Origin of the sequence: Micromonospora mangrovicola (genome assembly GCF_047200535.1) — a bacterium.
In the GTDB taxonomy this organism is placed as follows: domain Bacteria; phylum Actinomycetota; class Actinomycetes; order Mycobacteriales; family Micromonosporaceae; genus Micromonospora.
Genome location: NZ_JBJZOG010000021.1, coordinates 60,394 through 81,590, shown reverse-complemented (window position 1 = coordinate 81,590; position 21,197 = coordinate 60,394). Strand labels below are relative to the sequence as shown.

The 21,197-nt window shown below is 72.8% G+C and carries 21 protein-coding genes and 1 tRNA gene; 9 read left to right on the top strand and 13 right to left on the bottom strand.

The window, feature by feature from the left end:
• A partial coding sequence (locus ACL02O_RS11650) for a M4 family metallopeptidase (RefSeq protein WP_412818029.1) occupies positions 1 to 1,605 on the bottom strand: 1,605 nt, incomplete at its 3' end.
• 171 nt (positions 1,606 to 1,776) lie between these two features.
• Between ACL02O_RS11650 and ACL02O_RS11645 the strand changes: the two genes are divergently transcribed.
• Complete coding sequence (locus ACL02O_RS11645; RefSeq protein ID WP_412818028.1) at positions 1,777 to 2,232, top strand: protealysin inhibitor emfourin; 456 nt, start codon at positions 1,777 to 1,779, stop codon at positions 2,230 to 2,232.
• A gap of 77 nt (positions 2,233 to 2,309) precedes the next feature.
• Here the strand turns inward: ACL02O_RS11645 and ACL02O_RS11640 are convergent, their stop codons facing one another.
• The 3 genes from ACL02O_RS11640 to ACL02O_RS11630 all read right to left on the bottom strand — a co-directional run bounded on the left by ACL02O_RS11640 (position 2,310) and on the right by ACL02O_RS11630 (position 3,870).
• The gene (locus ACL02O_RS11640; RefSeq protein WP_412818027.1) at positions 2,310 to 2,921 is read right to left on the bottom strand and encodes a histidine phosphatase family protein; all 612 of its coding nucleotides are present in this window, start codon (positions 2,919 to 2,921) and stop codon (positions 2,310 to 2,312) included.
• Between the two features lie 89 nt (positions 2,922 to 3,010).
• Positions 3,011 to 3,430, bottom strand: coding sequence for a VOC family protein (locus tag ACL02O_RS11635; RefSeq protein ID WP_412818026.1), 420 nt, complete (start codon positions 3,428 to 3,430; stop codon positions 3,011 to 3,013).
• Between the two features lie 35 nt (positions 3,431 to 3,465).
• Entirely contained in the window at positions 3,466 to 3,870 is a 405-nt protein-coding gene (locus ACL02O_RS11630) for a helix-turn-helix domain-containing protein (RefSeq protein ID WP_412818025.1), read from the bottom strand.
• A gap of 159 nt (positions 3,871 to 4,029) precedes the next feature.
• Here ACL02O_RS11630 and ACL02O_RS11625 point away from each other — a divergent pair, with 159 nt between their 5' ends.
• Both ACL02O_RS11625 and ACL02O_RS11620 read left to right on the top strand, forming a co-directional pair.
• Entirely contained in the window at positions 4,030 to 5,094 is a 1,065-nt protein-coding gene (locus ACL02O_RS11625; protein ID WP_412818024.1) for a glycosyltransferase family 2 protein, read from the top strand.
• Positions 5,084 to 6,208 (top strand): glycosyltransferase, encoded by a 1,125-nt coding sequence (locus tag ACL02O_RS11620; RefSeq protein ID WP_412818023.1) that lies wholly within the window; start codon positions 5,084 to 5,086, stop codon positions 6,206 to 6,208. The genes ACL02O_RS11625 and ACL02O_RS11620 overlap by 11 nt, the downstream gene beginning before the upstream one ends.
• Before the next feature lie 13 nt (positions 6,209 to 6,221).
• Here ACL02O_RS11620 and ACL02O_RS11615 read toward each other — a convergent pair whose 3' ends face one another.
• The 3 genes from ACL02O_RS11615 to ACL02O_RS11605 form a co-directional block, all read right to left on the bottom strand.
• Entirely contained in the window at positions 6,222 to 7,781 is a 1,560-nt protein-coding gene (locus ACL02O_RS11615; RefSeq protein WP_412818022.1) for a hypothetical protein, read from the bottom strand.
• Positions 7,778 to 8,680 carry a hypothetical protein gene (locus ACL02O_RS11610; protein WP_412818021.1) on the bottom strand — a complete coding sequence of 301 codons (903 nt, stop codon included), beginning with the start codon at positions 8,678 to 8,680 and terminating at the stop codon, positions 7,778 to 7,780. The genes ACL02O_RS11615 and ACL02O_RS11610 overlap by 4 nt, the downstream gene beginning before the upstream one ends.
• A 146-nt stretch (positions 8,681 to 8,826) precedes the next feature.
• The gene (locus ACL02O_RS11605; protein ID WP_412818020.1) at positions 8,827 to 9,693 is read right to left on the bottom strand and encodes a sigma-70 family RNA polymerase sigma factor; all 867 of its coding nucleotides are present in this window, start codon (positions 9,691 to 9,693) and stop codon (positions 8,827 to 8,829) included.
• A gap of 137 nt (positions 9,694 to 9,830) precedes the next feature.
• On the opposite strand from ACL02O_RS11605, the gene ACL02O_RS11600 reads away from it, so the two are divergent.
• The 3 genes from ACL02O_RS11600 (at position 9,831) to ACL02O_RS11590 (ending at position 11,466) form a co-directional block, all read left to right on the top strand.
• Complete coding sequence (locus ACL02O_RS11600; RefSeq protein ID WP_412818019.1) at positions 9,831 to 10,301, top strand: carboxymuconolactone decarboxylase family protein; 471 nt, start codon at positions 9,831 to 9,833, stop codon at positions 10,299 to 10,301.
• 88 nt (positions 10,302 to 10,389) lie between these two features.
• The gene (locus tag ACL02O_RS11595; RefSeq protein ID WP_412818018.1) at positions 10,390 to 10,920 is read left to right on the top strand and encodes a GNAT family N-acetyltransferase; all 531 of its coding nucleotides are present in this window, start codon (positions 10,390 to 10,392) and stop codon (positions 10,918 to 10,920) included.
• Between the two features lie 354 nt (positions 10,921 to 11,274).
• Positions 11,275 to 11,466: a tyrosine-type recombinase/integrase gene (locus ACL02O_RS11590; RefSeq protein ID WP_412818032.1), complete on the top strand. Its 192-nt coding sequence runs from the start codon at positions 11,275 to 11,277 to the stop codon at positions 11,464 to 11,466.
• A gap of 61 nt (positions 11,467 to 11,527) precedes the next feature.
• Here the strand turns inward: ACL02O_RS11590 and ACL02O_RS11585 are convergent.
• Positions 11,528 to 11,604 (bottom strand) — tRNA-Thr (locus ACL02O_RS11585).
• A 365-nt stretch (positions 11,605 to 11,969) separates the two neighbouring features.
• Here ACL02O_RS11585 and ACL02O_RS11580 point away from each other — a divergent pair.
• Positions 11,970 to 13,061: an ABC transporter ATP-binding protein gene (locus tag ACL02O_RS11580; RefSeq protein WP_412818017.1), complete on the top strand. Its 1,092-nt coding sequence runs from the start codon at positions 11,970 to 11,972 to the stop codon at positions 13,059 to 13,061.
• A 58-nt stretch (positions 13,062 to 13,119) separates the two neighbouring features.
• On the opposite strand, the gene rlmB is transcribed toward ACL02O_RS11580, so the two are convergent.
• Both rlmB and cysS read right to left on the bottom strand, forming a co-directional pair.
• Complete coding sequence (gene rlmB / locus ACL02O_RS11575; RefSeq protein WP_412818016.1) at positions 13,120 to 14,235, bottom strand: 23S rRNA (guanosine(2251)-2'-O)-methyltransferase RlmB; 1,116 nt, start codon at positions 14,233 to 14,235, stop codon at positions 13,120 to 13,122.
• A complete protein-coding gene (gene cysS / locus ACL02O_RS11570) occupies positions 14,236 to 15,651 on the bottom strand; it encodes a cysteine--tRNA ligase (RefSeq protein WP_412818015.1) in 1,416 nt (471 codons plus the stop codon).
• A 63-nt stretch (positions 15,652 to 15,714) separates the two neighbouring features.
• On the opposite strand from cysS, the gene ACL02O_RS11565 reads away from it, so the two are divergent.
• Both ACL02O_RS11565 and ACL02O_RS11560 read left to right on the top strand, forming a co-directional pair.
• Positions 15,715 to 16,362: an IclR family transcriptional regulator gene (locus ACL02O_RS11565; protein ID WP_412818014.1), complete on the top strand. Its 648-nt coding sequence runs from the start codon at positions 15,715 to 15,717 to the stop codon at positions 16,360 to 16,362.
• Positions 16,363 to 16,545: 183 nt separating this feature from the next.
• On the top strand, positions 16,546 to 17,529 hold the full coding sequence (locus tag ACL02O_RS11560) for an endonuclease domain-containing protein (RefSeq protein WP_412818013.1): 984 nt from the start codon (positions 16,546 to 16,548) through the stop codon (positions 17,527 to 17,529).
• A gap of 115 nt (positions 17,530 to 17,644) precedes the next feature.
• On the opposite strand, the gene ACL02O_RS11555 is transcribed toward ACL02O_RS11560, so the two are convergent.
• The 3 genes from ACL02O_RS11555 to ACL02O_RS11545 form a co-directional block, all read right to left on the bottom strand.
• Positions 17,645 to 19,330, bottom strand: a complete 1,686-nt coding sequence (locus tag ACL02O_RS11555; protein WP_412818012.1) for a S8 family serine peptidase — start codon at positions 19,328 to 19,330, stop codon at positions 17,645 to 17,647.
• Between the two features lie 89 nt (positions 19,331 to 19,419).
• Entirely contained in the window at positions 19,420 to 20,109 is a 690-nt protein-coding gene (locus ACL02O_RS11550) for an HAD family hydrolase (RefSeq protein ID WP_412818011.1), read from the bottom strand.
• Positions 20,110 to 20,156: 47 nt separating this feature from the next.
• A complete protein-coding gene (locus tag ACL02O_RS11545; protein ID WP_412818010.1) occupies positions 20,157 to 21,119 on the bottom strand; it encodes an EamA family transporter in 963 nt (320 codons plus the stop codon).
• Positions 21,120 to 21,197 lie beyond the last annotated feature (78 nt).

Here is a 21,197-nt window from a genome sequence, read left to right as displayed (position 1 = left end):
ACCGGTCGGCGTGCACGGCGCGTCGTTGCCGGCCACGTTCACCGCGGTCCACGCCGCCTGGACGGTCTTGTACTCGGTGGAGCAGGTCCCGTACAGGTCGGTCGCCGCCTTCAGGGTGTACGCCCGGGCGGTGTTCGACGGCGTGGTGGTGTTGACGTACGAGGTGGTCGAGGTGAAGTACACGTCGAGCGCCCGGTACCAGATCTTCTCCGCCTTGGCCCGGCCGATGCCGGTCACGGCCGGAGCCGAGCCGCAGACCGGCGAGGTGCCGTACGAGGTGGCGCCGGTGCCCTCGGCCAGGTCGAAGTAGAAGTGGTTCCCCACGCCGGACGAGTAGTGCACGTCCTTGTTCTTGGTGCTGGTCGACCAGCAGGAGTCGGACGAGCCGTCCAGCGACGGGTTGTACATGTACCGCAGCGGGGTGCCGTTGCCGTTGATGTTGATCTTCTCACCGACCTGGTAGTCGCCCGGGTCGGCCGGCGCGTTCGCGTAGAACTCCACCATGTTGCCGAAGATGTCGCTGGTGGCCTCGTTGAGGCCGCCCGACTCACCGGAGTAGTTCAGGCCGGCGAGCGCCTCGGTGACGCCGTGGCTCATCTCGTGACCGGCCACGTCCAGCGAGACCAGCGGGCGGGAGTTGCTGGAGCCGTCGCCGTAGGTCATCCGGGAGCCGTCCCAGAAGGCGTTCACGTAGTTGTTCCCGTAGTGCACCCGGCTCGGCACGCCGGAGCCGTTGCCGAAGATGCCGTTGCGGCCGTGCACGTTCTTGAAGTAGTCGAACGTCTTGGCCGCCCCGAAGTGGGCGTCGACGCCGGCGGACTGCCGGTTCGAGGTGCTGCCGTTGCCCCAGGTGTTGTCGGCGTCGGTGAACGTGGTGCAGCTCGACGTGCCGTTGTTCATGTCGCAGGTGTAGCCGTTGCCGTGCGACGGGTCGGTCATCGAGTAGGTGCTGCCGGAGAGCGTGGTGTCGATGCTGACCGTGCCGGAGTAAATGCTGTTGCCGGTGCCGGTGACCGTCTCGATCTCGTCGTACGAGCCGATCACCTTGCCGGTGGTCGCGTCGGTGATGACGTGCAGCTTCGACGGGGTCTGCTTGTCCGCCAGCCAGCCGGAGGCGACGGTCTCCCAGGCCAGGCGGCCCGTGCCGGAGGTGGCGTCGACGAAGAGCTCCGGGCTGCCCACCGAGGTGAGCGTGCCGGAGAAGGTCTTCCGCGCGCTCGCCTTGGCGGCGCCCGAGCTGACCTTGGCGGTGGTCCCGAGCACGAGCGGGGCGGCCAGTCCGACGGAGGCGCCGGTCATGGTGCCGTTCGGGGCGGTGTGGATGACGAAGTCACCGCCGGATACGCGCAGGCCGTGGTAGGTCCGCGTGTACTTGGTGTGGGCGGCCCCGGAGGCATCCACCTTCGTGCGGACGGCCTGATACGCCTCCCCGCTGGCGCCCTGGACGGCACCGGGGTTGGCGCGGAGCAGGCTGTCCGCCCGAGCTGCGGCGGCGGTTTCCGGAACGGGGGCGCTGGGGTTTGCCGCGTACGCCGTGGTGGTGACGCAGGTCAACACGCCACTGGTGAGTAGCGCTGCGCTGACGGCGGCGAGGGGTTTCTTCACGTGCCCTCCTGACAGGGAAAGTTGTGACGGGGGTAGTCACTGATGTAGATATAGCGATACATCGAAGAGCTTGGAAGAGGGCTAGCGCTTTCCTGCCCCAGACATTGACCGTTCGGAGGATGCGGTGCAGGTGACACGGAACCGAGTGGCACGGCCGTGCGTCCGATCAGCATGAGAGCAACCTCCGTCGCGGCGGTCACCCTCGCCGCACTCCTCACGTCTCTCGCCGGCTGCGCCCAGGACGGCGCCACCCCCGACACCGGCCGGACCGCTCCGGCCGCTCCCGCCGTCCGGGTGGTGCTGACCAAGTCCGGCGGCATCGCCGGGGTGGAGGAGACCGTGACCGTGCAGCCCGACGGCCACTGGACCCGGGGCGACCGGTCCGGGGCCTCCCGTACCGGTCAGCTCAGCGACGCGGACCTGGACCGGCTGCGACGGCTCGCCGCCGACCCGCGGCTGCCGGCCGAGGCCACCGCCACCACCCCGGCCCCGATGTGCGCGGACGCCTTCACCTACCGGCTCACCGTGGGCGACACCACGACCGGCTACGAGGACTGCCCGCCGCAGGCCACCCCACCGCCGGCCACCGGCGCGGTGGTCGAACTGCTCAACCGCGCCACCGGCTGAACCAGGCCCGGGCCCTCCGGACTCCGCGGCCCGCCGGCAACGCCCGCCCGGTCCACGGCTGACCACACCCTCGGGGGCTAGAACCGGTAGTCCGGGGGGAGACCGGTGGCGCGGAGCTCCGGTGGCAGGTGGGCGACATCGTTGTGGGCGATCAGATTCGGCGGGCCGCCGGAGCTGTAGCGCAGGACGGTCAGCCCGCAGTTGTGGTGGTTGAGCCCCAGCCAGCGCCGCTCCGGGGCGTCCAGCGCGTGCCGTACCAGCCAGCCGACCAGGAAGTTGTGGGTGATCACCAGCTCGCGGACGTCACCCTCGGCCGGTGCCGTCGCGAAGCGGGCCACCGCCTCCGCCGTCCGGCGCGGCCCCTCGATCCGCTCCGGCTCGGGGAAGCCGGCGAGGAACTCCGCGTACCGTTCGGGCAGGCCGGCCGGGTCGGTGTCGTGCGGCAGGTGGTCGCCGACGCTCTCCGAGCAGTGCACCGGCACGCCGGGCAGGGCCGCGGCGACCACCTCGGCGGTCTCCACGGCCCGGCGCGCGGGCCCGTGATGGACGGCCGCGAAGGGTGTCCCCCGCAGCCGGGCCGCGAGCAGCTCCGCCTGCCGCCGTCCCCGCGGCGAGAGGCCGGTGTCGCCGCCCTCCTCCGCCCGATCCTGCTCACCGTGCCGGACCAGAAAGAGAAGTCGGCTCGCCACTCGTCACCTCACCATGATCGGGAGACGCGAGCCTAGCCCGCGCCTCCCGCTCTCGGCTGCCCCGTCGGCCGACCGCCTCCCGCCGGTCCTCAGCCTCTCGGGAACATCTGGCCGATGCGGATCCGGTTGCCGAACGGGTCGCGGATCCCGAAGTCGATCCCGTACGGCCGCTCGGTCGGCTCGTCGGTGACGTCCACGCCCTTGGCCACCAGCTCCTCGTACGTCTTGCGGGCGTCGTCCGTGGTGAGGCAGAGCCACCCGCCCATCGCGCCCTTGGTCAGCAGCTCCCGCACCTGCTCGGCGGTGGCCGGGTCCAGGGCCGGCGGGCCGGGCTTCTCCAGCAGGATCTCGTGCTCCGGGTCGCCCGGGACGTGCACGGTGAGCCAGCGCATGAAGCCGAGGTCCTGGTCGGTGTTGACCTCCAAGCCCAGCTTGCCGACGTAGAAGTCGAGCGCCTCGTCCTGGTCGAGCACATAGATCTGGGAGTGGGAAATCGCGTTCATCGTCATGCCGAAGACGCTACGGGTCGCCTCTGACCTGCTGCTTATCCAAAACTGCTGGGTCTGGTCCAAGCCTTCGCGAAGCAGCTCGGCACGTTCGCGGCGGCGGCCGCCCGGCGGCGGCGAAAGTCGCTGGGCGACTCGCCGACGATCTGTCGGAAGGTCCGGCTGAACGTGCCGAGGCTGCCGAAGCCGACCGCGTAGCAGATCTCGGTGACGTCCTTCCCGGTCTCCAGGAGCATCGACATGGCCCGCTCGACGCGACGCCGTTGCAGGTAGCGGTGCGGGGTCTCGCCGAAGGTGGCCCGGAAGGTCCGGATGAAGTGCGCCTCGGAGACGTGCGCGATCCGGGCCAGCGCCGGAATGTCCAACGGCTCGGCGTACGCCCGGTCCATGGCGTCCCGGGCGCGCAACATCGCCCGGTTGGACTCCTCGACGGCCCGGCTCATCACACCCTCCCGCTCCCCGTACCCGTCGAGCCTAGGCGCACGGCCGCATCGAGGGTCCCTGTACGTTCAGCGGCCTCCTGTCATTCACCCGACCGCCGTCCGCGGCCCATAACGTGCCGTTGCGTCCACGTTGCCCTCCGCACGGATGAGCAGGTCACAATGTCCACCACACCAGCCGTCAGCGTTGTCGTGCCGACCTTCGCCAGGCCACCCCTGGTGACCCGCGCCGTCCGCAGCGCGCTCGCCCAGACGCTCACCGACATCGAGGTCGTCGTGGTCGTCGACGGCCCGGACGCCGAGACGGTGGACGCCCTGACGGCGATCGGCGACCCGCGGCTGCGGGTGGTGCCGCTGCCCGAGCGCGGCGGCGCGCCCAACGCCCGCAACGCGGGGGTACGCGAGGCGCGGGCGCCGTGGACCGCCCTGCTCGACGACGACGACGAGTGGCTGCCGACGAAGCTCGCCGTCCAGTTGGAGGTCGCCCGGGCCGCCGGCGTACGGTCGCCGATCGTCGCCAGCCGGCTGATCAACAAGACCCCGCGGGCCGAGTTCGTCATGCCGCGTCGGCCGCCGGCGCCCGGCGAGGCGATCTGCGAGTACCTGACCGTCCGGCGTGGCCTGTTCCACGGCGATGGCTTCATCCAGACCTCCACGATCATGGCGCCGACCGCGCTGCTGCGCCGGGTGCCGTTCACCGTCGGGCTGCGCCGGCAGCAGGAGCTCGACTGGACCCTGCGGGCGCTCGACCACGACGACGTCGAACTGGTCTACGCCGACGAGCCGCTGGTGCTCTGGCACCAGGACGAGAACCGGCCCCGGATCAGCCTGGAGTCGCCGTGGGAGGCACAACTGGAGTGGCTGCGCGCCACCCGGCCGCTGCTCACCCCACGCGCGTACGCGGCCATCACCATGAGCATCATCAGTTCGATGGCGGCACCCACCCGCAGCTACCGGGTCTGCCGGCTGCTGCTGGGCGAGGCCCGACGGCACGGCCGTCCCGGCCTGACCGACTACCTGGCCTTCGCCCAGATCTGGCTGGTCCCGCCGGGACTGCGGCACACCCTGCGCGACCGGCTCCTCGGCCGTCGCCACCGCGATCGGGCCTCCACCCCGGCGGAGTCCGCCACGTCGGCCCCGCCGCCGCTGACCGCCACCGTCCGGGCCGGCGCCGCTCCCGCCGGCCCGCACCCGGCCACCACCAAACCGGTGAGCGATGTCCACTAGGGCCGCCGTGATCTGGCGCAGCACCCTGCTGCCCGCGTCCGAGACGTTCATCCGTAACCAGGGCGACGCGCTGCCCACCTGGCGGGCGGCCTACCTGGGCGCGCGAAAGGTCACCTCGCCGATCGCCGCCGACACGGACGTCATCCTCTGCCCGGACACGCCCCGGGGTCGCCGGGAGTGGCGGCTGCTGCGGCTCACCGGAGAGTCGAAACGGCTGCGTCGGCTGCTCGCCCGGCTCCGCCCCGCGGTGGTGCACGCCCACTTCGGCGGCGACGGCTGGCTGATCAGCCGGACCACGGCGCGCCTCGGGGTGCCACTGGTCATCACCCTGCACGGCCTGGACGTGACCCGGCAGGCCGCCGCGCCCGGCCTGCGGGGTGTCCGGCACCGCCGCCACCTGCGGGCCGCCTTCGACCGGGCCGCGCTGATCATCGCGGTCTCCGGCTTCATCCGCGACCGCGCCGTCGCGCTCGGCGCCGACCCGGCGAAGGTACGGGTCCATCACACCGGGGTAGCGATCCCGCCGCTGCCGCCGGCCGGGCCGAAGGAGTGGGACGTCGTCTTCGTCGGCCGGTTCGTGGAGAAGAAGGGCATCGACGACCTCGTCGAGGCGGCCGCCATGCTCGCCGAGCTGCGCCCCCGCCTCCTGCTGATCGGCACCGGGCCGCTGGAACCAGCGATGCGGGAACGGGCCGCGCGGCTCGGCGTGGACGCCACCTTCCTCGGCGTGCAGGAACCCCCGGCGGTGCTGCGCCACCTCGCCGCGTCCCGGCTGCTGGCCGCCCCCTCGAAGACCGCGCCCGACGGCGACACCGAGGGGTTGCCCACCACCGTCCTGGAGGCCGCCAGCGTCGGCCTCCCCGTGGTGGCCACCCGGCACACCGGCATCCCCGAGGCGGTCACGCACGAGGTCACCGGACTGCTCAGCGCGGAGAGCGACCCGGCGGCGCTCGCCGCCAACCTGCGGCGGCTGCTGACCGACGACACGCTGCGGGACCGGCTCGGCCGGCAGGCCCGCCGGCACGTGGAGGCCCACTTCGACCTGCGTACCCAGACCCGCCTGCTGGAGGAGATGTACGAGGGCCTCACGGCGGAGGCCGCGGCCCCGATCTGAGCCGGGGCGGGCGTCAGTCGGGGCGGCTGCGCCGCATCGCCGCCCGGGCGGTCCGGCGGGCGGTCCGCACCCGGGCCAGCAGCGCCTTCCCGGCCCGGCCGGTCGGCGTGGCGCTGAGCACCGCGACGATCCGCCGGGCCCGCTTCAGCGCCGCCTCCCGCTCGGCGAGCGTGCGCTGGTACCACTCGTGCTGCGCCCGGGCCTCGGCCAGCTCGCGGGCCAACCGGTCCCGCTCCATCAGCAGCTCGCGGTGGGCCCGCGCGTCCGGCCGGTCCGGCACCGCCTCGGGCGGCGGCACCGGTTCGGCTCCGCGTCCGGCGAACACCGCCAGGGTGACCGCCAGCTCCGCGGGGTCCGCCGGCGACGGCCACAGGTGGGCGAGACCGCCGTCGAGCATCCGCGCGGCGAGCCGGCGCAGCGCCGCCATCGGCTCTCCCGGCGGCGTCAACGCCCCACCGGCCCCGGGCGGCCCGACCACCTGGTCGGCCGGGACCCCGGCGTCCACTCCGGACTGCCAGTCGCGCAGCAGCTTGCGCATTGCCGGCAGGTCCCGCCGCAGGGCTGCGGCCAGCACCAGGTCCTCGAGGGTACGGCCCGACGGCACCGCCCGGCCGCCGCCGCGGTGCCGGGTCCAGCCCCCGACCGGGTCGCCGGTGACGGTGACCAGGTCGGCGTCGACGCCGAGCAGCGCCGCGGGCAGCTCCTCCCCGGACCTCGGCGTTTCGGGCCCGGCCGCAGTCGGGGCGGGCAGGCACCGGTCCGGCCCGGCCGGGGGGTCGGCCGGGCGCTCGGCGAGCAGGATCCAGGCCGGGGCGAGGTCCGCCGCGACGCCGTGCCGCAGCGCGCCGGCCACCAGCCGCCCCGGGTCGGCGAGCAGCGCGCCCGGCCGGGCCCCGGCCCGGCCCAGGGTGGCCTGGAGGAAGCCGAGCGCCGCCTCGTCGTCGAGCAGCTCGGGGCCGAGCAACACGGTCGGCGCGACCGGTGACGGCCACGCCGCCCAGGTACGGGCCGGAGCGAGCCCGGCGGCGGCCAGCCGGGCCCGGACCCGGGCCAACCCGGCGGGGCGGGTGGGGTCGTACTCGCCGGCCGCCGACCAGTCGGTGTCGGTCGGCTCGGGCGGCAGGGCGAGCAGCCGGTGCAGGCCGACGAAGTTCTCCACCGCCAGCAGCAGCCGGCCACCGGGACGGACCGCCGAGGCCAGCAGCTCGAACGTCTCAGCCCAGCCCAGTTCAGCGCCCTCCACGGAGCAGAGCCGACCCAGCCCGTCCAGCGCGACGACCGTGTCGTACCGGGGCCCGCCGGCAAGTTCCTCCGGGCCGCCGCAGAGCAGCGACATCTTCGGATGGCGGGCGGCCAGCGCCTCCGCGTCAGCCATCCCCCGCACCAGCACGGTCAGCTCGTCCGCGGGCACCGCCTCGAGCAACGCCGGGTCGAGCGGCCCGGCGACCAGGGTGCGCCCGGTGGCGGTCGCCAGCAGCGGGGCGAGGACGGCACCGCGTACCGGGCCCGGACCGTGGCCGCCGTCGAGGTCCGACCAGACGTGCATCGCCCCACCGGTCAGTCGAAGGTTCACCGGTTCTCCTCAGCGGGGTCGGCGTGACGGTCGGGCCGGGCGTGGCCGGCGGGCGGTGCCGCGTCGGCCGTCGGCCGGCACGGTTCGGGCCAGCGCAGCAGCCGACGCAGTTCGGCCGGCGTGAGCAGCCGGTCGGCGCCCAGCTCGGCGACGGCCGCCGCGCGGGCCACCGCTTGGTCGACGTACGGGCCGTGCAGCTCCGCCCACTGCCGGCGGATGCGCGGCTGCCCGCCCCAGAGCGGCACCTCGCCGTCGAGCTGCATCGGGTCACCGTAGACGGCCGGCTCGCAGCCGGCGAGGGTGCCGTAGAAGATGGCGCTGCACAGCCGGTTGGAGGCCACCCGCCGGTGGCGGCGCTGCTCGGCGAGCTGCCGGCGAAGGAAGTCCGGGTCGAGCTTCTCCCACCGCCCACCGCGGTGGCCGTGGCAGACGACCCGGAACCCGGCCCGCTCGTAGCGCTGCCGGACCCGCTTCACGCCGTACTCCTGCCAGTAGAGGCAGATCGTCACCGGCCCGGGCTCGGTGGCCCTGATCTCGGCGATCAGCCGGTCGTGGTCGCCCACCACGTGCTGGCCCTCCCAGCCGTGGAACGGGTAGAAGATCGTCCCCTCCCTCGGCCGCTCCGGCTCGGGGTCCGGCTCGCCCGCCACCAGGTACGCCCACGGTGCGCCGACCACGTACGTCTGCCGGCGCCCCAGCGACCAGGCCCGCCGGCGGGTCCGCTCGGACCAGAGGAAGAGCGGGACACCCGGCACGAACTCGTGGTCGCCGGCCATCCCGTCGCCGATGTTCCAGCCGTGCTGGAGGTGCCCGCCGATGCGGGGCGGGTCGCGGTCGTCGAGTCCGCAGTACCGGGCCAGGACGTGGGAGTGCCCGTAGTAGTGGTTGGCGTGGTGCACGGCGGCGTTGTTCCGTCCCTCGGCACGGCGGCGGGAGAGGCGAAGCGTAACCGCCCGAACTGAACAACCGACGACGTCCAGGTGGCACGACGGCTGCCCGGAGGCCGACCGTGACCCGGCCGGTCGTGCCCGCGCCGGGACGGAAATCAGTCCATGACCAGGTTGAGGCCCGCGAGCTGGGCGGGGTCGGCGATCACCTCGATGCCGATGATCCGGTCGGTGACCACGAAGCTGAGCGCGAGGCGGACACGCCCGTCCAGCACCACCACGGCCCCGGCTGCCCCGTCGACGTACGCCGGCAACGCGCCCTGGGCGCGGCCGTTGAAGAAGTCGGCCACGGCGGACGACCCGCGCACCTCGCCGGTGCCGCCCATCCGGACGGCGGCGTCGTCGGCGCGCAGCACCACGTACGGGTCGAGCAGGCTGACCAGGTCCTCGAAACGACCTTCCCGGGAGGCGGCGAGGAATGCCTCGACGACCCGGCGCCGCCGGGTGGGCTCGGTCACCGGGTCGGCCGAGCGGTCCTGCACGCGGCGCCGGGCCCGGCTGGCGATCTGCCGGACGGCCGGGGCGCTGCGGTCCACCACCGGCGCGATCTCGTCGAAGGAGACGGCGAACATGTCGTGCAGCACGAAGACCAGGCGCTCGGTGGGGCCGAGGGTGGTCAGCACGACCTCGAGGGCTTGACCGACCGACTCGGCGAGCAGCGCCTCCTGCTCCGGATCGCGTCCGCCGGCCGACTCGGCGGCGGACTCCTCCCCGGCCGGGTCGGTGAACTCCTCGTGCCGGGCGGCGCCGGACCGCAGCCGGTCCAGGCACACCCGTCCGACGGTGGTGGTCAGCCAGCCCGGCAGGTTGTCGATGACGTCGATGTCGGCGCGAATGAGCCGCATCCAGGTGTCCTGCACGGCGTCGTCCGCCTCGGCCGCCGAACCCAGCATCCGGTGGGCGACCGCACGCAGCCGGGGCCGCTGCTCCTCGAAACGCTGGGCCAACACCTCGGCGCCGCTCACGATCCCGCCATCCCCCGCGACCTTCTGGTGATCGCCGCCACACCTGTCACGCCGCTCGTCCGGACCTCGACATACCGGTGACGGACGACAACAGCGGCGGCGCGACGAACGCCGGCCAGCCTAACAGGACAGGACAGATGAAAATGACGCTCGAGGCCCGTATCCAGAACCCGGCCGCGCTGCTCCCCGACGCGGTGAAGGCGGTCAACCTGCTCTACAAGGCGGCCCACTCGGCCGGTGTCCCCGGCAGCACGCTGGAACTGGTCCACCTGCGGGCCAGCCAGATCAACGGGTGCAGCGCCTGCGTCGACTCCGGGGCGCGCAGCGCCCGGAAGAACGGCGAGACCGAGGAGCGGCTGTTCGCGGTGGCCGCCTGGCGGGAGACGCCGTACTTCACCGAGGCCGAGCGGGCCGCGCTCGCCCTGGCCGAGGCCGGCACCCGGCTGGCCGACCGGAGCGACGCGGTGCCGGACGACATCTGGGCCGAGGCGGCCCGGCACTTCGGGGAGAAGGAGCTGGCCGCGCTGGTGCTCTGGATCGCCACCACCAACTTCTTCAACCGGATCAACGCGACCACCCGGCAGCCGGCCCCGCAGAACTGGGGCTGACGCGGCCAGGGAACGAGGACGGCCGGTCCGGGGAGGCGTCAGCGCCCCGGGCCGGCCGTCGGCGCTGACCGCCTGGGACCATGGGCGCATGACCGTCACCCGCCTCGTCGCCACCGCGGATGCGCCGGCCCTGGCCGAGCTGCTCCGGGACAACCGCGAATTCCTCGCGCCGTGGGAGCCGATCCGGAGCGAGGACTACTTCACGGCGGACGGCCAGCACGCCGTCCTCCGGGAGGATCTGCGGCAACACGCGCAGGGAACGAAGCTGCCCTCCGTCATCCTCGACGACGCCGACCGCGTGATCGGCCGCATCACGCTCAACGGCATCGTGCGCGGCCCGTTCCAGTCCTGTTCCCTGGGCTACTGGGTAAGTGCCGGCCGCAACGGCCGAGGCTTCGCGACCAGGGCGGTGCGCGAGATCGTACGGGTGGCCTTCGAGGAGTTGGGGCTGCACCGGGTGCAGGCCGAGACCCTGCTGCACAACGTCAGGTCGCAGCGGGTGCTGGCACGGAACGGATTCGTGCGGTTCGGCATGGCGCCGGAGTACCTCAACATCGCCGGCCGGTGGCAGGACCACGTGATGTACCAGGTCGTGCGGACCTCGCCGGCAACCGGCTGAACGCTCACCGCAGCTGCTCCCCCGCAACGGCCGGCTTCGCAGTGCAGTACGACACGCGGCCGGCGTACCTTGCCCTGGTCCTCGGCGATGCGCTCAGCTTCGTGGCCAGTGCGGCCATCATTGCCCCGCTGCCGTCTCTGCCGCCCGTGCCCGGCCGCAGGGTCGCGGCTCCATGCCTCCAGCAGTTCCGAGGGATTAGCTCCATCCATCCCCAGTCGAGCCCGCTGAAATACAAGGCGGCGCGTATCCGGTGAGCATCGCCGCCGGCAGCCGGATCACACGCCGGCAGCCGGCTGTCCGACTCAGGATGATGCGTCTGGGCCCGTCCTTCGCCCGGCTGCGGGAGGCGCCGGCCTGCCCGGTGTCCGCCTGCACGAGCTGCGGCACACGGTCGTATCGCTGCTGATGGAGCTGGGGGTCCCGCCGCACGTCGTCCAGGCCATTGCCCGGCATGCCGACGTCAAGGTCACGTTGAAGGTCTACGCCCACGCCAACCTTGATGCGATGCGTCAGGCGCTCGGCAAGCTCGACGGGCGAGTGTCATGAGCCGCGTTGCTGCCATCCGGTGGCTTCGCGGCGGGTGCCGCTGCGAAACGCCTGATGGAATTGGAGCCCCCGGCCGGGATCGAACCGGCGACATCTCGCTTACAAGGCGAGTGCTCTGGCCAGCTGAGCTACAGGGGCGCGTGGTGTCGTGGTCAGCATAGCGAGTGACGCCCGGAAATCCCGCTCAGCAGGGCTCCCGAGCACGGAAAACGTCAATTTCCCGTCGCTGCTACCGACGGTCCGATGCCGGAGCGCCCGGGAGGTGGTGCGGATTGATGCCTCGCCGTGCCCGTGTGACCGGAATGCGGTATGCGGTCCGTCCCACCCCACGCGCCTCGCCTTGGCAGGGTCGGAAAAGCCGTTTACCGTGCAGTGACACGGACGACACTCCGGTTGGCCTCAGCCGGCCGGGTGGCGGCCCGTTGGCCGGCACCGTAGGCGCCGGTCGCTCCTTCACTCGGATCGTCCGGCACGTTCCTGCCGGTGAAAGGAAGCGCTTCACCATGGCTACGGTCACCTACGCGAAGGCGTCCCGGATCTACCCGGGCACCGAACGCCCCGCGGTCAACCAGCTCGACCTCCAGATCGGCGACGGCGAGTTCCTCGTCCTGGTCGGCCCGTCGGGCTGCGGCAAGTCCACCAGCCTCCGGATGCTCGCCGGCCTGGAGGACGTCGACGACGGCGCCATCTACATCGACGACCGCGACGTCACCCACCTGCCGCCGAAGGCCCGCGACATCGCGATGGTCTTCCAGAACTACGCCCTCTACCCGCACATGACGGTGTACGAGAACATGGCGTTCGCCCTCAAGCTGCGCAAGACCTCGAAGTCGGAGATCGACCGGCGGGTCAAGGAGGCGGCCGGGCTGCTCCAGCTGGAGGAGTTCCTCAACCGTAAGCCGAAGGCGCTCTCCGGCGGTCAGCGCCAGCGGGTCGCCATGGGCCGCGCGATCGTCCGTGAGCCGCAGGTCTTCCTGATGGACGAGCCGCTGTCGAACCTCGACGCCAAGCTCCGCGTGCAGACCCGTACCCAGATCGCGTCGCTCCAGGCCAATCTCGGCATCACCACGGTCTACGTCACCCACGACCAGGTCGAGGCCATGACCATGGGCCACCGGGTCGCGGTCATGCTCGACGGCGTGCTTCAGCAGGTGGACACGCCCCGGGCGCTCTACGACGCCCCGGCCAACGTCTTCGTCGCCGGCTTCATCGGCTCCCCCGCCATGAACATCAAGACCGTGCCGCTGACCGAGCAGGGCGCCGCCTTCGCCGAGATGCAGATCCCGCTCACCCGGGAGCAGGTCGCCGCGGCCCGCGCCGAGGGCGGCGACGGCAAGGTGACCGTCGGCTTCCGTCCGGAGGACTGCGACATGGTCAGCCCGAACGAGGGCGGCATGCCGGTCGTGGTCGAGCTGGTCGAGGACCTGGGCTCCGACGCCAACGTCTACGGCCACGCCGCGCTTGAAGGCCACAACGAGCGCTTCGTCGTCCGCACCGACCGGCGCCGCATGCCGAACATGGGTGACACCGTGTTCGTCAAGCCGCGCGCCGGCCAGAGCCACGTCTTCCACGCCGGCACCGGCAACCGGATCTGACGTACGGAGAAAGGGGCGGTCCGCCACGGCGGACCGCCCCTTTTCGTGTTTGCGGGGGTTACGCCTCGGCCGATCGGCGGCGGGCGACCTCGGCGAGGGTGACCGCGGCGGCGACGCTGGCGTTGAGCGACTCGACGTCGGAGACCATCGGGATGCTCACCGTCAGGTCACAGGTCTCCCCGACCAGCCGGGACAGCCCGCGCCCTTCCGAGCCGACCACCACGACCAGCGGTCCGATCGCGGCCTCCAGGTCGTACAGGTCGGTCTCGCCGTCGGCGTCCAGGCCGACCACGACGAAGCCGGCGTCCTTGCACGCCTTCAGCGACCGGGTCAGGTTGGTGACCTGGGCGACCGGCACCCGCGCGGCCGCGCCGGCGCTGGTCCGCCAGGCGGTCGCGGTGATCCCGGCGGCCCGCCGCTCCGGTACGAAGACACCCTGCGCGCCGAACGCGGCGGCGGACCGGATCACCGCGCCGAGGTTGCGCGGGTCGGTGACCCCGTCCAGCGCGACCAGCAGCGGGGCGGCCTGCTCCAGCGAGGCCGCCATCATGTCCTCGAACGGCTCGTACGCGAACGGCGGCACCTGGAGGCCGACGCCCTGGTGCAGCACCCCGCCCGTCATCCGGTCCAGCTCGGCCCGGCTGACCTCGAGGATCGCGATACCCCGGTCGGCGGCGGTCCGGACGATCTCGTTGACCCGGTCGTCGATGTCGATGCCCTGGGCGGTGTAGAGGGCGGTCGCCGGCACCTGGGCGCGCAGCGACTCCAGCACCGGGTTCCGGCCGACCAGCAGCTCCGGGCTGTCCTTGGCCGGGTTGGACTTGCGCCCCGGCGCGACCCGGGGGCCGCCCCGGCCGGGGGCCTTGCCCTTGCCGCCCTTGAGCGGGACGCCGGCCCGGCTGCCCTTGCCCCAGGTGGTGTCCTTGGTGCCCGGCTGGCCGATTTTGGGGGCGCGCCCCTCCTCGGCCGCCGCGCGGCGCTCCTTGTCCTGCTTCCAGGCGGTCCGCTGGGGCAGCTTCTCGGTGCCCGAGTACGCCTTGTGCCAGGGCCGCTCGTCGGCGGGCAGGGTGCGGCCCCGGCCGGCGAGCGAGTCCTTGTTCTTGCCGCCGGAGCCCTTCGGGGCGCCCGCCTTCGGCGTCAGTCGCCGGCCACGGCGCTGCGAGTTGCCGGCCATCTAGTCCTGCTCTCCAATAGTCCAACGGGGGCCCTGGGGGGTGTCCTCGACCACCACGCCGGCCTGCTTGAGCTGGTCGCGTACGGCGTCGGCGGCGGCCCAGTCCTTGCGGCTGCGGGCCTGGGCACGCTGCTCAAGGGCGAGCGCGATCAGGGAGTCCACCACGCCGCGCAGGTCGCCCGCGCGGCCGCCGCCGGTCCAGGCCGGGTCCAGGGGGTCGACGCCGAGGATATCCAGCATCGCCCGGGCAGCGGCCAGCGTGGTGCGGACGGTCACATCGTCGCCCGCGGTCAGCGCGGTGTTGCCGTCCCGGACCACCTCGTGCAGCACGGCCAGGGCGGCCGAGGTGTTGAGGTCGTCGTCCATCGCCGCGACGAAGCCGGCCGGCAGCTCGCCGAACTGGCCGCCGCCGACCCGCTCGGTGGCCCGCTGGACGAAGCCCTCGATCCGCCGGTACGCGACGGCGGCCTCCCGCAGCGCGTCCTCCGAGTAGTCGATGCGGGACCGGTAGTGCGCGGCGGCGTAGTAGTAGCGCAACTCCACCGGGCGCACGCCGAGGGAGGCCACGTAGTCGAGGTCGAGGGTGTTGCCCAGCGACTTGCCCATCTTGGTGCCGCCGATGCCGAGCAGCCCGTGGTGCACCCAGTAGCGGGCGAACGGCAGGTCCGCGGCCTGGGACTGGGCGAGCTCGTTCTCGTGGTGCGGGAAGGTCAGGTCGAGCCCGCCGCCGTGGATGTCGAACTCGGCGCCCAGGTAGCGCCAGCACATCGCGGAGCACTCGATGTGCCAGCCGGGCCGGCCCCGGCCCCACGACGAGGGCCAGTAGGCGTCCGCCGGCTCGTCCGGCTTGGCACCCTTCCAGAGCGCGAAGTCGCGCGGGTCGCGCTTGCCCCGCTCGGGGGCGTCCCCGGCGGACTGCATGTCCTCCGGCGACTGGCCGGACAGCGACCCGTACGCCGGCCAGGAGGCCACGTCGAAGTAGACGTCGCCGGACCCGTCGGTGGCCGGGTAGGCGTGCCCGGTCTCGATCAGCCGCGCGATGAGCTGGTGCATCTCCGGGATGTGCCCGGTGGCACGCGGTTCGTAGGTCGGCGGCAGCACGTTCAGCGCCCGGTACGACGCGGTCAGAATCTGCTCGTTGGCGTACGCGATCGACCAGAACGGTCGATCCTGCTCCATCGCCTTGACCAGGATCTTGTCGTCGATGTCGGTCAGATTGCGGATGAAGGTGACCTCGAAGCCGGACGCGGTCAGCCAACGGCGCAGCACGTCGTAGTTCACGCCGGAGCGAAGGTGGCCGATGTGCGGCGGAGCCTGGAGGGTGAGACCACACAGGTAGACGCCCACCTTGCCGGCTTCCCGCGGGACGAAGTCCCGCACCGATCGGGTGGCGGTGTCATACAGGCGTAGCGTCACCGTACAAGGGTAGCCGTCCGCGCATTTCCAGGTTGTCGGGTGCCGGGTCGTACGCTGCGTGCTGTGGACACCGAGGCGCGCGCACCGGAGACGGCCCAGACCCTGGACCGGGGCCTGCGCCTGCTGCACCTGGTCGCGGACGCGCCCGGCGGGCTGACCGTCACCGAGGCGGCGAACCGGCTGGGCATCGGGCGGGCGGCCGTCTACCGACTGGTCGGCGCGCTGACCGGGCACGGCATGCTGCGCCGGGACAATGCGGGCCGACTGCGACTCGGTGCCGGGGTCCTGCACCTGGCCCGGCGGGCCCAGCCGTTGCTCGCCGAGGGGGCGCTGCCCGCGCTGCGCCGGCTGGCGGAACAGGCCGGCGCGACGGCCCACCTGACCGTGGTCGAGGGCGGGGAGGGCGTCGCCCTTGCGGTCGTCGAGCCGAGCTGGACCTCGTTCCACGTGGCGTACCGGACCGGGTCCCGGCACCCGCTGGAGCGGGGCGCGGCGGGACGGGCCATCCTCGCCGGCCGGGCGGGCGACGCCGGGCCGGTGAACACCAGCGGCGAGTTGCAGTCCGGGGCGTACGGGGTGGCCGCGCCGGTGCTGGGGGTGCCGGGCCTGGAGGCGAGCGTCGGCGTGGTGTCGCTGACCCCGCTCGACGTCGACGTGGTCGGCCGCCAGGTGTCCACCGCCGCCGAGGCCATCGCCACCGCCCTGTCCTGACCCCTCCGCCCTGTCCTGCCCCCGCGGTCCGACCCGCCGGCCTTACCTGGCCCCGGCTTGACCTGGCCCCGGCTTGATCGACTCGGCTAGCACACTGAGACATTGATCAGGGAGCTGTCCACAGGGGATTCAGCTTGTCCACAGGGGACGTGGGGGGACGTCCCGAGCCGGCACGCTCTCGGCATGCCCAGAGTCGCTCACCGGCCCGATGCTCTCGCCTGGCAGGTCTTCCGCGGATCCGGCGCGGTCCGCGCGGGTCTCCTCACCGAGCATCAGCTACGCAGCTCGACGTGGATCCGTCTCCGCCACGACGTCTACGCCGACGCCCGCCTCGCTCGCGATCACGGCCTCGCCTGCCGGGCGGTGACGCTGCGGGCCCCGGCCGGAACGCGGATCGCGGGCCCCTCCGCGGCGTACCTGCACGGCGTCGAACACGCCGCGAGCTTCACGGACGACGTGCACGTCCTCGCCCCGGCAGCCACCGGTCTCCGCAGCCAGCGGGGGCTACGGGTGCACACGGTCCAGCCTCGGCCCGCCGCAGGCGGACCACCGCTCGATCCCGCGCCCCGGGCACCCGGCATCCGGTTGGAGAACACGCTGCCGATACCTACCGCCGGCACCCTGGTCCGGTCGGATCCCGCGACGGCGGCCTGGGAGACCGCCGTCTGGCTGGAGCCCGTGCGGGCGGTGGGCATCGTCGACACCCTGCTGGCCCGGGGCCTCACCACCCGCGCGGCGCTCGCCGAGGTCGCGGTGCGGACTGCCGGCCGGACCGGTGGGAAACGCGCCGGCTGGGTGTTCGGCCTGGCCGATGCCGCGGCTCAGTCCCCGCCGGAATCCCACCTGCGGGTCCGGTTGGTGCTGGCCGGCCTGCCCAGACCGGTCGCACAGTATCCGGTCCGGCTGTCCTCCGGCCTGGTCCTGCATCCCGACCTGGCCTGGCCGGACTACCGGGTCGCCGTGGAGTACGACGGCCGGTGGCACGCCGACGCGGATCAACTGCACCGTGATCGGCAGCAGCTCAACCTGCTGGTCGGTACCGGCTGGCTGGTGCTGCACGTGACCAGCCGGCGAATGGAGCGGGACCTCGCCGCAGTGGTCCGCGAGGTCCGCGCCGCGCTGGTCTCACGCGGCTGGCGGCGCCGGCCTCCCGGCGGGCCGAGGTGATCCTCTCGACCTGCGGCAGCACGCGCCGTCAGCCGGCCGGAGCACCCCGACGCGCCCCAGACGCGAAAGGACCCGGGCGACAGCCGCCGCCCGGGCCCTGAACGGAGCGTTGGTGTTACGGCTGGACGTGCGGCTTGAGCGGGGACTTCACGGCGGCGTACGCGTCGACGATGCCGTACCCGTAGAAGCCGTTGAAGTTGAGGCCACCCTCGCAGAGCGCGTCGAACTCGGTCGAGCGGCCCTCGGTCGTGTAGCTCTGCAGCCGCGGCTCGGGGCAGGCATGCTCCTCCGCCGTGCGGTACAGGTGCTGCTCGACCAGGTCCGGCGACATGCCGAAGCCGTCGCGGCCCTGCTTCTTGCCGAAGCGGCTGACGATCAGGGCCGCCACCCCGGCGGCGTGCGGGGACGCCATCGAGGTGCCCTGCAGGTAGGTGTAGTACCCGCACCGGCCGTCAGCGGTGCACTGCTTGAACACGAAGGACTCGGCGCCGGGGACGATGTCGCCGTTCTCGTCGACCGCACCCTCCTCCTGCAGCACCTTCTCCGGGTAGGTCGAGAGGATCATGTTGGCGTCGGTGCGGTACGAGTCGGTGCCGTAGCCGTCCCGGTACCAGCCGCCCGGCGCGGCGACGGAGATCTGCTCGGTGCCGTAGTTGGAGAAGTCCGACTTCTTGCCGGACGGGCCGAGCGCCGACACGCCGATCACGTGCGGACCCTCGGTCGGCAGGTCCCAGCAGCTGCTGTTGTCGATCGGCCGCGGGTAGGCGGGAGCGCCATAGTCCGGGCTGGAGGTGTCGGTGCGCGGCTTGCCCAGGTCCTCGTGGTTGTTGCCGAGCGCGGCCACCAGGGTGACGCCCTTGTCGTGCGCGTAGTTCAGCGCCCGCTTCATGCCCTCGATGATCGTGCGCTGCTCGGCCTGCGCCTCCGGCGAGTCGGCCGGGTTGGCGGTGCAGTTGTAGAGCCACGGGTCGACGTAGAAGGACATGTTCACCACGTCCAGCCCGTGGTCACCCGCGTAGACCAGTGCGTTGACCACCGGGTCGAGGAAGAAGTAGCCGCTGTCCTGGCCACCCTTCAGCTCGACCAGGGAGACCTTGGGGGCGACGCCGGAGAGGCCGAACCCGTTGGCGGCGGCGCCGATGGTGCCGGCCACGTGGGTGCCGTGACCGCCGTCGTCGGTGCCGACCGGGTCGAGGCAGCTGGCCACCTCGCACGGCCCGTCGACATCCTCGATGTCCGGGGCGAAGTTGCGGGACAGCGCCCAGTTGAAGTTGGGCGCGAGATCCGGCTGGCTGGCGTCGACGCCGGTGTCCAGGATGCCGACGGTGACCCGGCGGTCGCCGGGCTCGATCTTGCGGGCCTGGTCGGCGTGGATCATCTCCAGACCCCAGAGCTTGTCGTCCAGCGGGTCCATCTTCTTGGCGTGCCCGTTGGCCACACCCTTGGTCCGGGCGGTCACCGTCAGGTGCTCCTGCTCGACCGGGTCCAGCTTCGGCTGCCGGCCGATGGCCTTCTGCTCGGCGGCCCCGACCAGGGTGCCCGAGGCGGTGGCCCGGCTGGCGAAGTCCGCGCGATCGGTGGTCACCTGGAAGAGTCCCACCGCCTCGGTACGGGAGACGACGTTGCCGCCCGCCGCGCTGATCGCGGCGATCGCGGCCTCCGTGGAGACGCCGTCCTCCGCGAGCACGGTGAAGGTCCGGGTGCTGGTCGGCGCGGCGGTCGCCGGGACGCCCAGGCCGGTCACCGTGAGAGCCAGCGAAGCCGCTGCCGCGACCGCGCCGACGGTGAAGCGCTTGCTCACCACATCAGATCCTCTCGTTGAGGGACGTGGCAGTCATCCCACATCACGGAAGCGGGTTTCGCCAGATGACCGTCCGGAATAGACCACTATCAGACATTGGTCGATGTGATTGCAGTCAGCGCATCGGGCAATGCGGCCAGGGTGGACACCTCGGCGTCGGGCATCAGGCCCGACGGGCGGGGCAGCCGCCCCCGGTTCAGCCAGACCGCTCGCAGGCCGGCCCGCTGCGCCGCCGTCACGTCGTGCTCCGGGGAGTCCCCCACGTACACGATCCGCTCGGCGGGCAGGCCGGCCGCCGCGACCACCGCACCGTAGAACTCCGGGGCCGGCTTCTTCGGCAGGCCGTTCTCGTGCGCGTACAGCTCGAAGGTGAACTGCCCGGCGAGGCCGCAGCGTTCCGCCCGGCTGTTGCCGTTGGTGGCGAAGCCGAGCAGGTGGCGCGGCCGCAGCGCGGCGAGCGCAGGCACCGCGTCCGGGAATGGCCTGGTCAGCTCGAACCGGCGGGCGAAGAAGAACGCGGCCAGCTCGTCCAGGTGGTCGTCGAGCCCGGCCCGGGCCAGCGACCGGGCCAGCGCGGCCCGCCGGATCTCCTGCACCGGCGCGGCGCTCAGCGCCCCGAACACCGCGCCCCAGTCGCCCTCAAGGTCCGCGAGCGACACCGTGGCCGCCGCCGGGGTCCGCCGTCGCATCTCCTCGAGTACGGACGCCAGCGCACCGGTGACCGCGGGGCGGAGGTCGACCAGGGTCTCGTCGGCGTCGAACACGACAGCGGTCCGCATGCGGCTGAGTCTTCCAGTCGTGGTGGAGTGCCTTGGCGCCGTGGCGCTCAGCGCTCAGCCACCAGGACCGGCTCGGTCGGGGCGGATCCGACCGCCTCGGGTGCCGCGCGCAACTCGTCCAGCCGGACCAGGGCTACCCCGGCCACGATCAGCGCGCCGCCGAGTAGCTGGACACCGGTCGGCAGCTCCCCCAGCACCAACCAGGCGATCAGCACCGCGAACATCACCTCGGTCAGCCCGACGAAGGAGGACAGCCGCGCCCCGAGGATCCGGGCCCCGGCGACCCCGGTCAGGTACGCGACCACCGCGGCGATCAGCGACAGCCCGACGATCGGCACCAGCCAGCTCATCCGATGCCCGGTGAAGGTGACGTCGGTGGTGCCGGCCCGCAGCGGGAGCGCCCCGACGACGCCGAGCAGGAGCAGCACCAGCGCGCCGACCGCCATGCCGCCGCTCGCCATCACCACGGACGGCAGCGCGGCGTCGACCCGGCCGGCGATGACGAAGTAGCCGGCCAGCCCGACTCCGGCGCCGAGCCCCCACAGCACCCCGACCGGGTCGAGCCGGCCGGCCCCGGCCAGGTCCAGCACGAGGACCAGGCCGGCGAGCGCGGTCAGCGATCCGACCACGGTGAGCACCCGGGGCCGTTGCCCGTGGACCAGCCACATCCAACCGACGACCAGCACGATGCCGAGATACTCCAGCAGCAGCGCGACGCCGACCGGCAGGTAGCGGACCGCGTTGAAGAAGCACGCCTGGGCCAGGGCCACCCCGAGCAGCCCGAACAGCACCATGGTGCCAGCGTTGCGGCGGAGCACCGCCCATCGCCCGCGCAGCGCCAGCACGGCCGGTACGGCCAGCACCAGCGCGGCGATGCCGACCCGGGCCAGCACGACCGCTTCGGCGGACCAGTCCCCGGTGATCAGCGGCCGGGCGAAGGTGCCCGAGGTGGCGAAGGTGAGCGCGGAGAGCAGGGCGAGACCGAGGCCGAGGCCGGGCCGTTCACGCATCGACAGCTCCTTGGTCCGACGACCCGTCATGAGTCAAACGAGGTTATGCTGATGACGCTAGGCCGGCACCCTGACAGG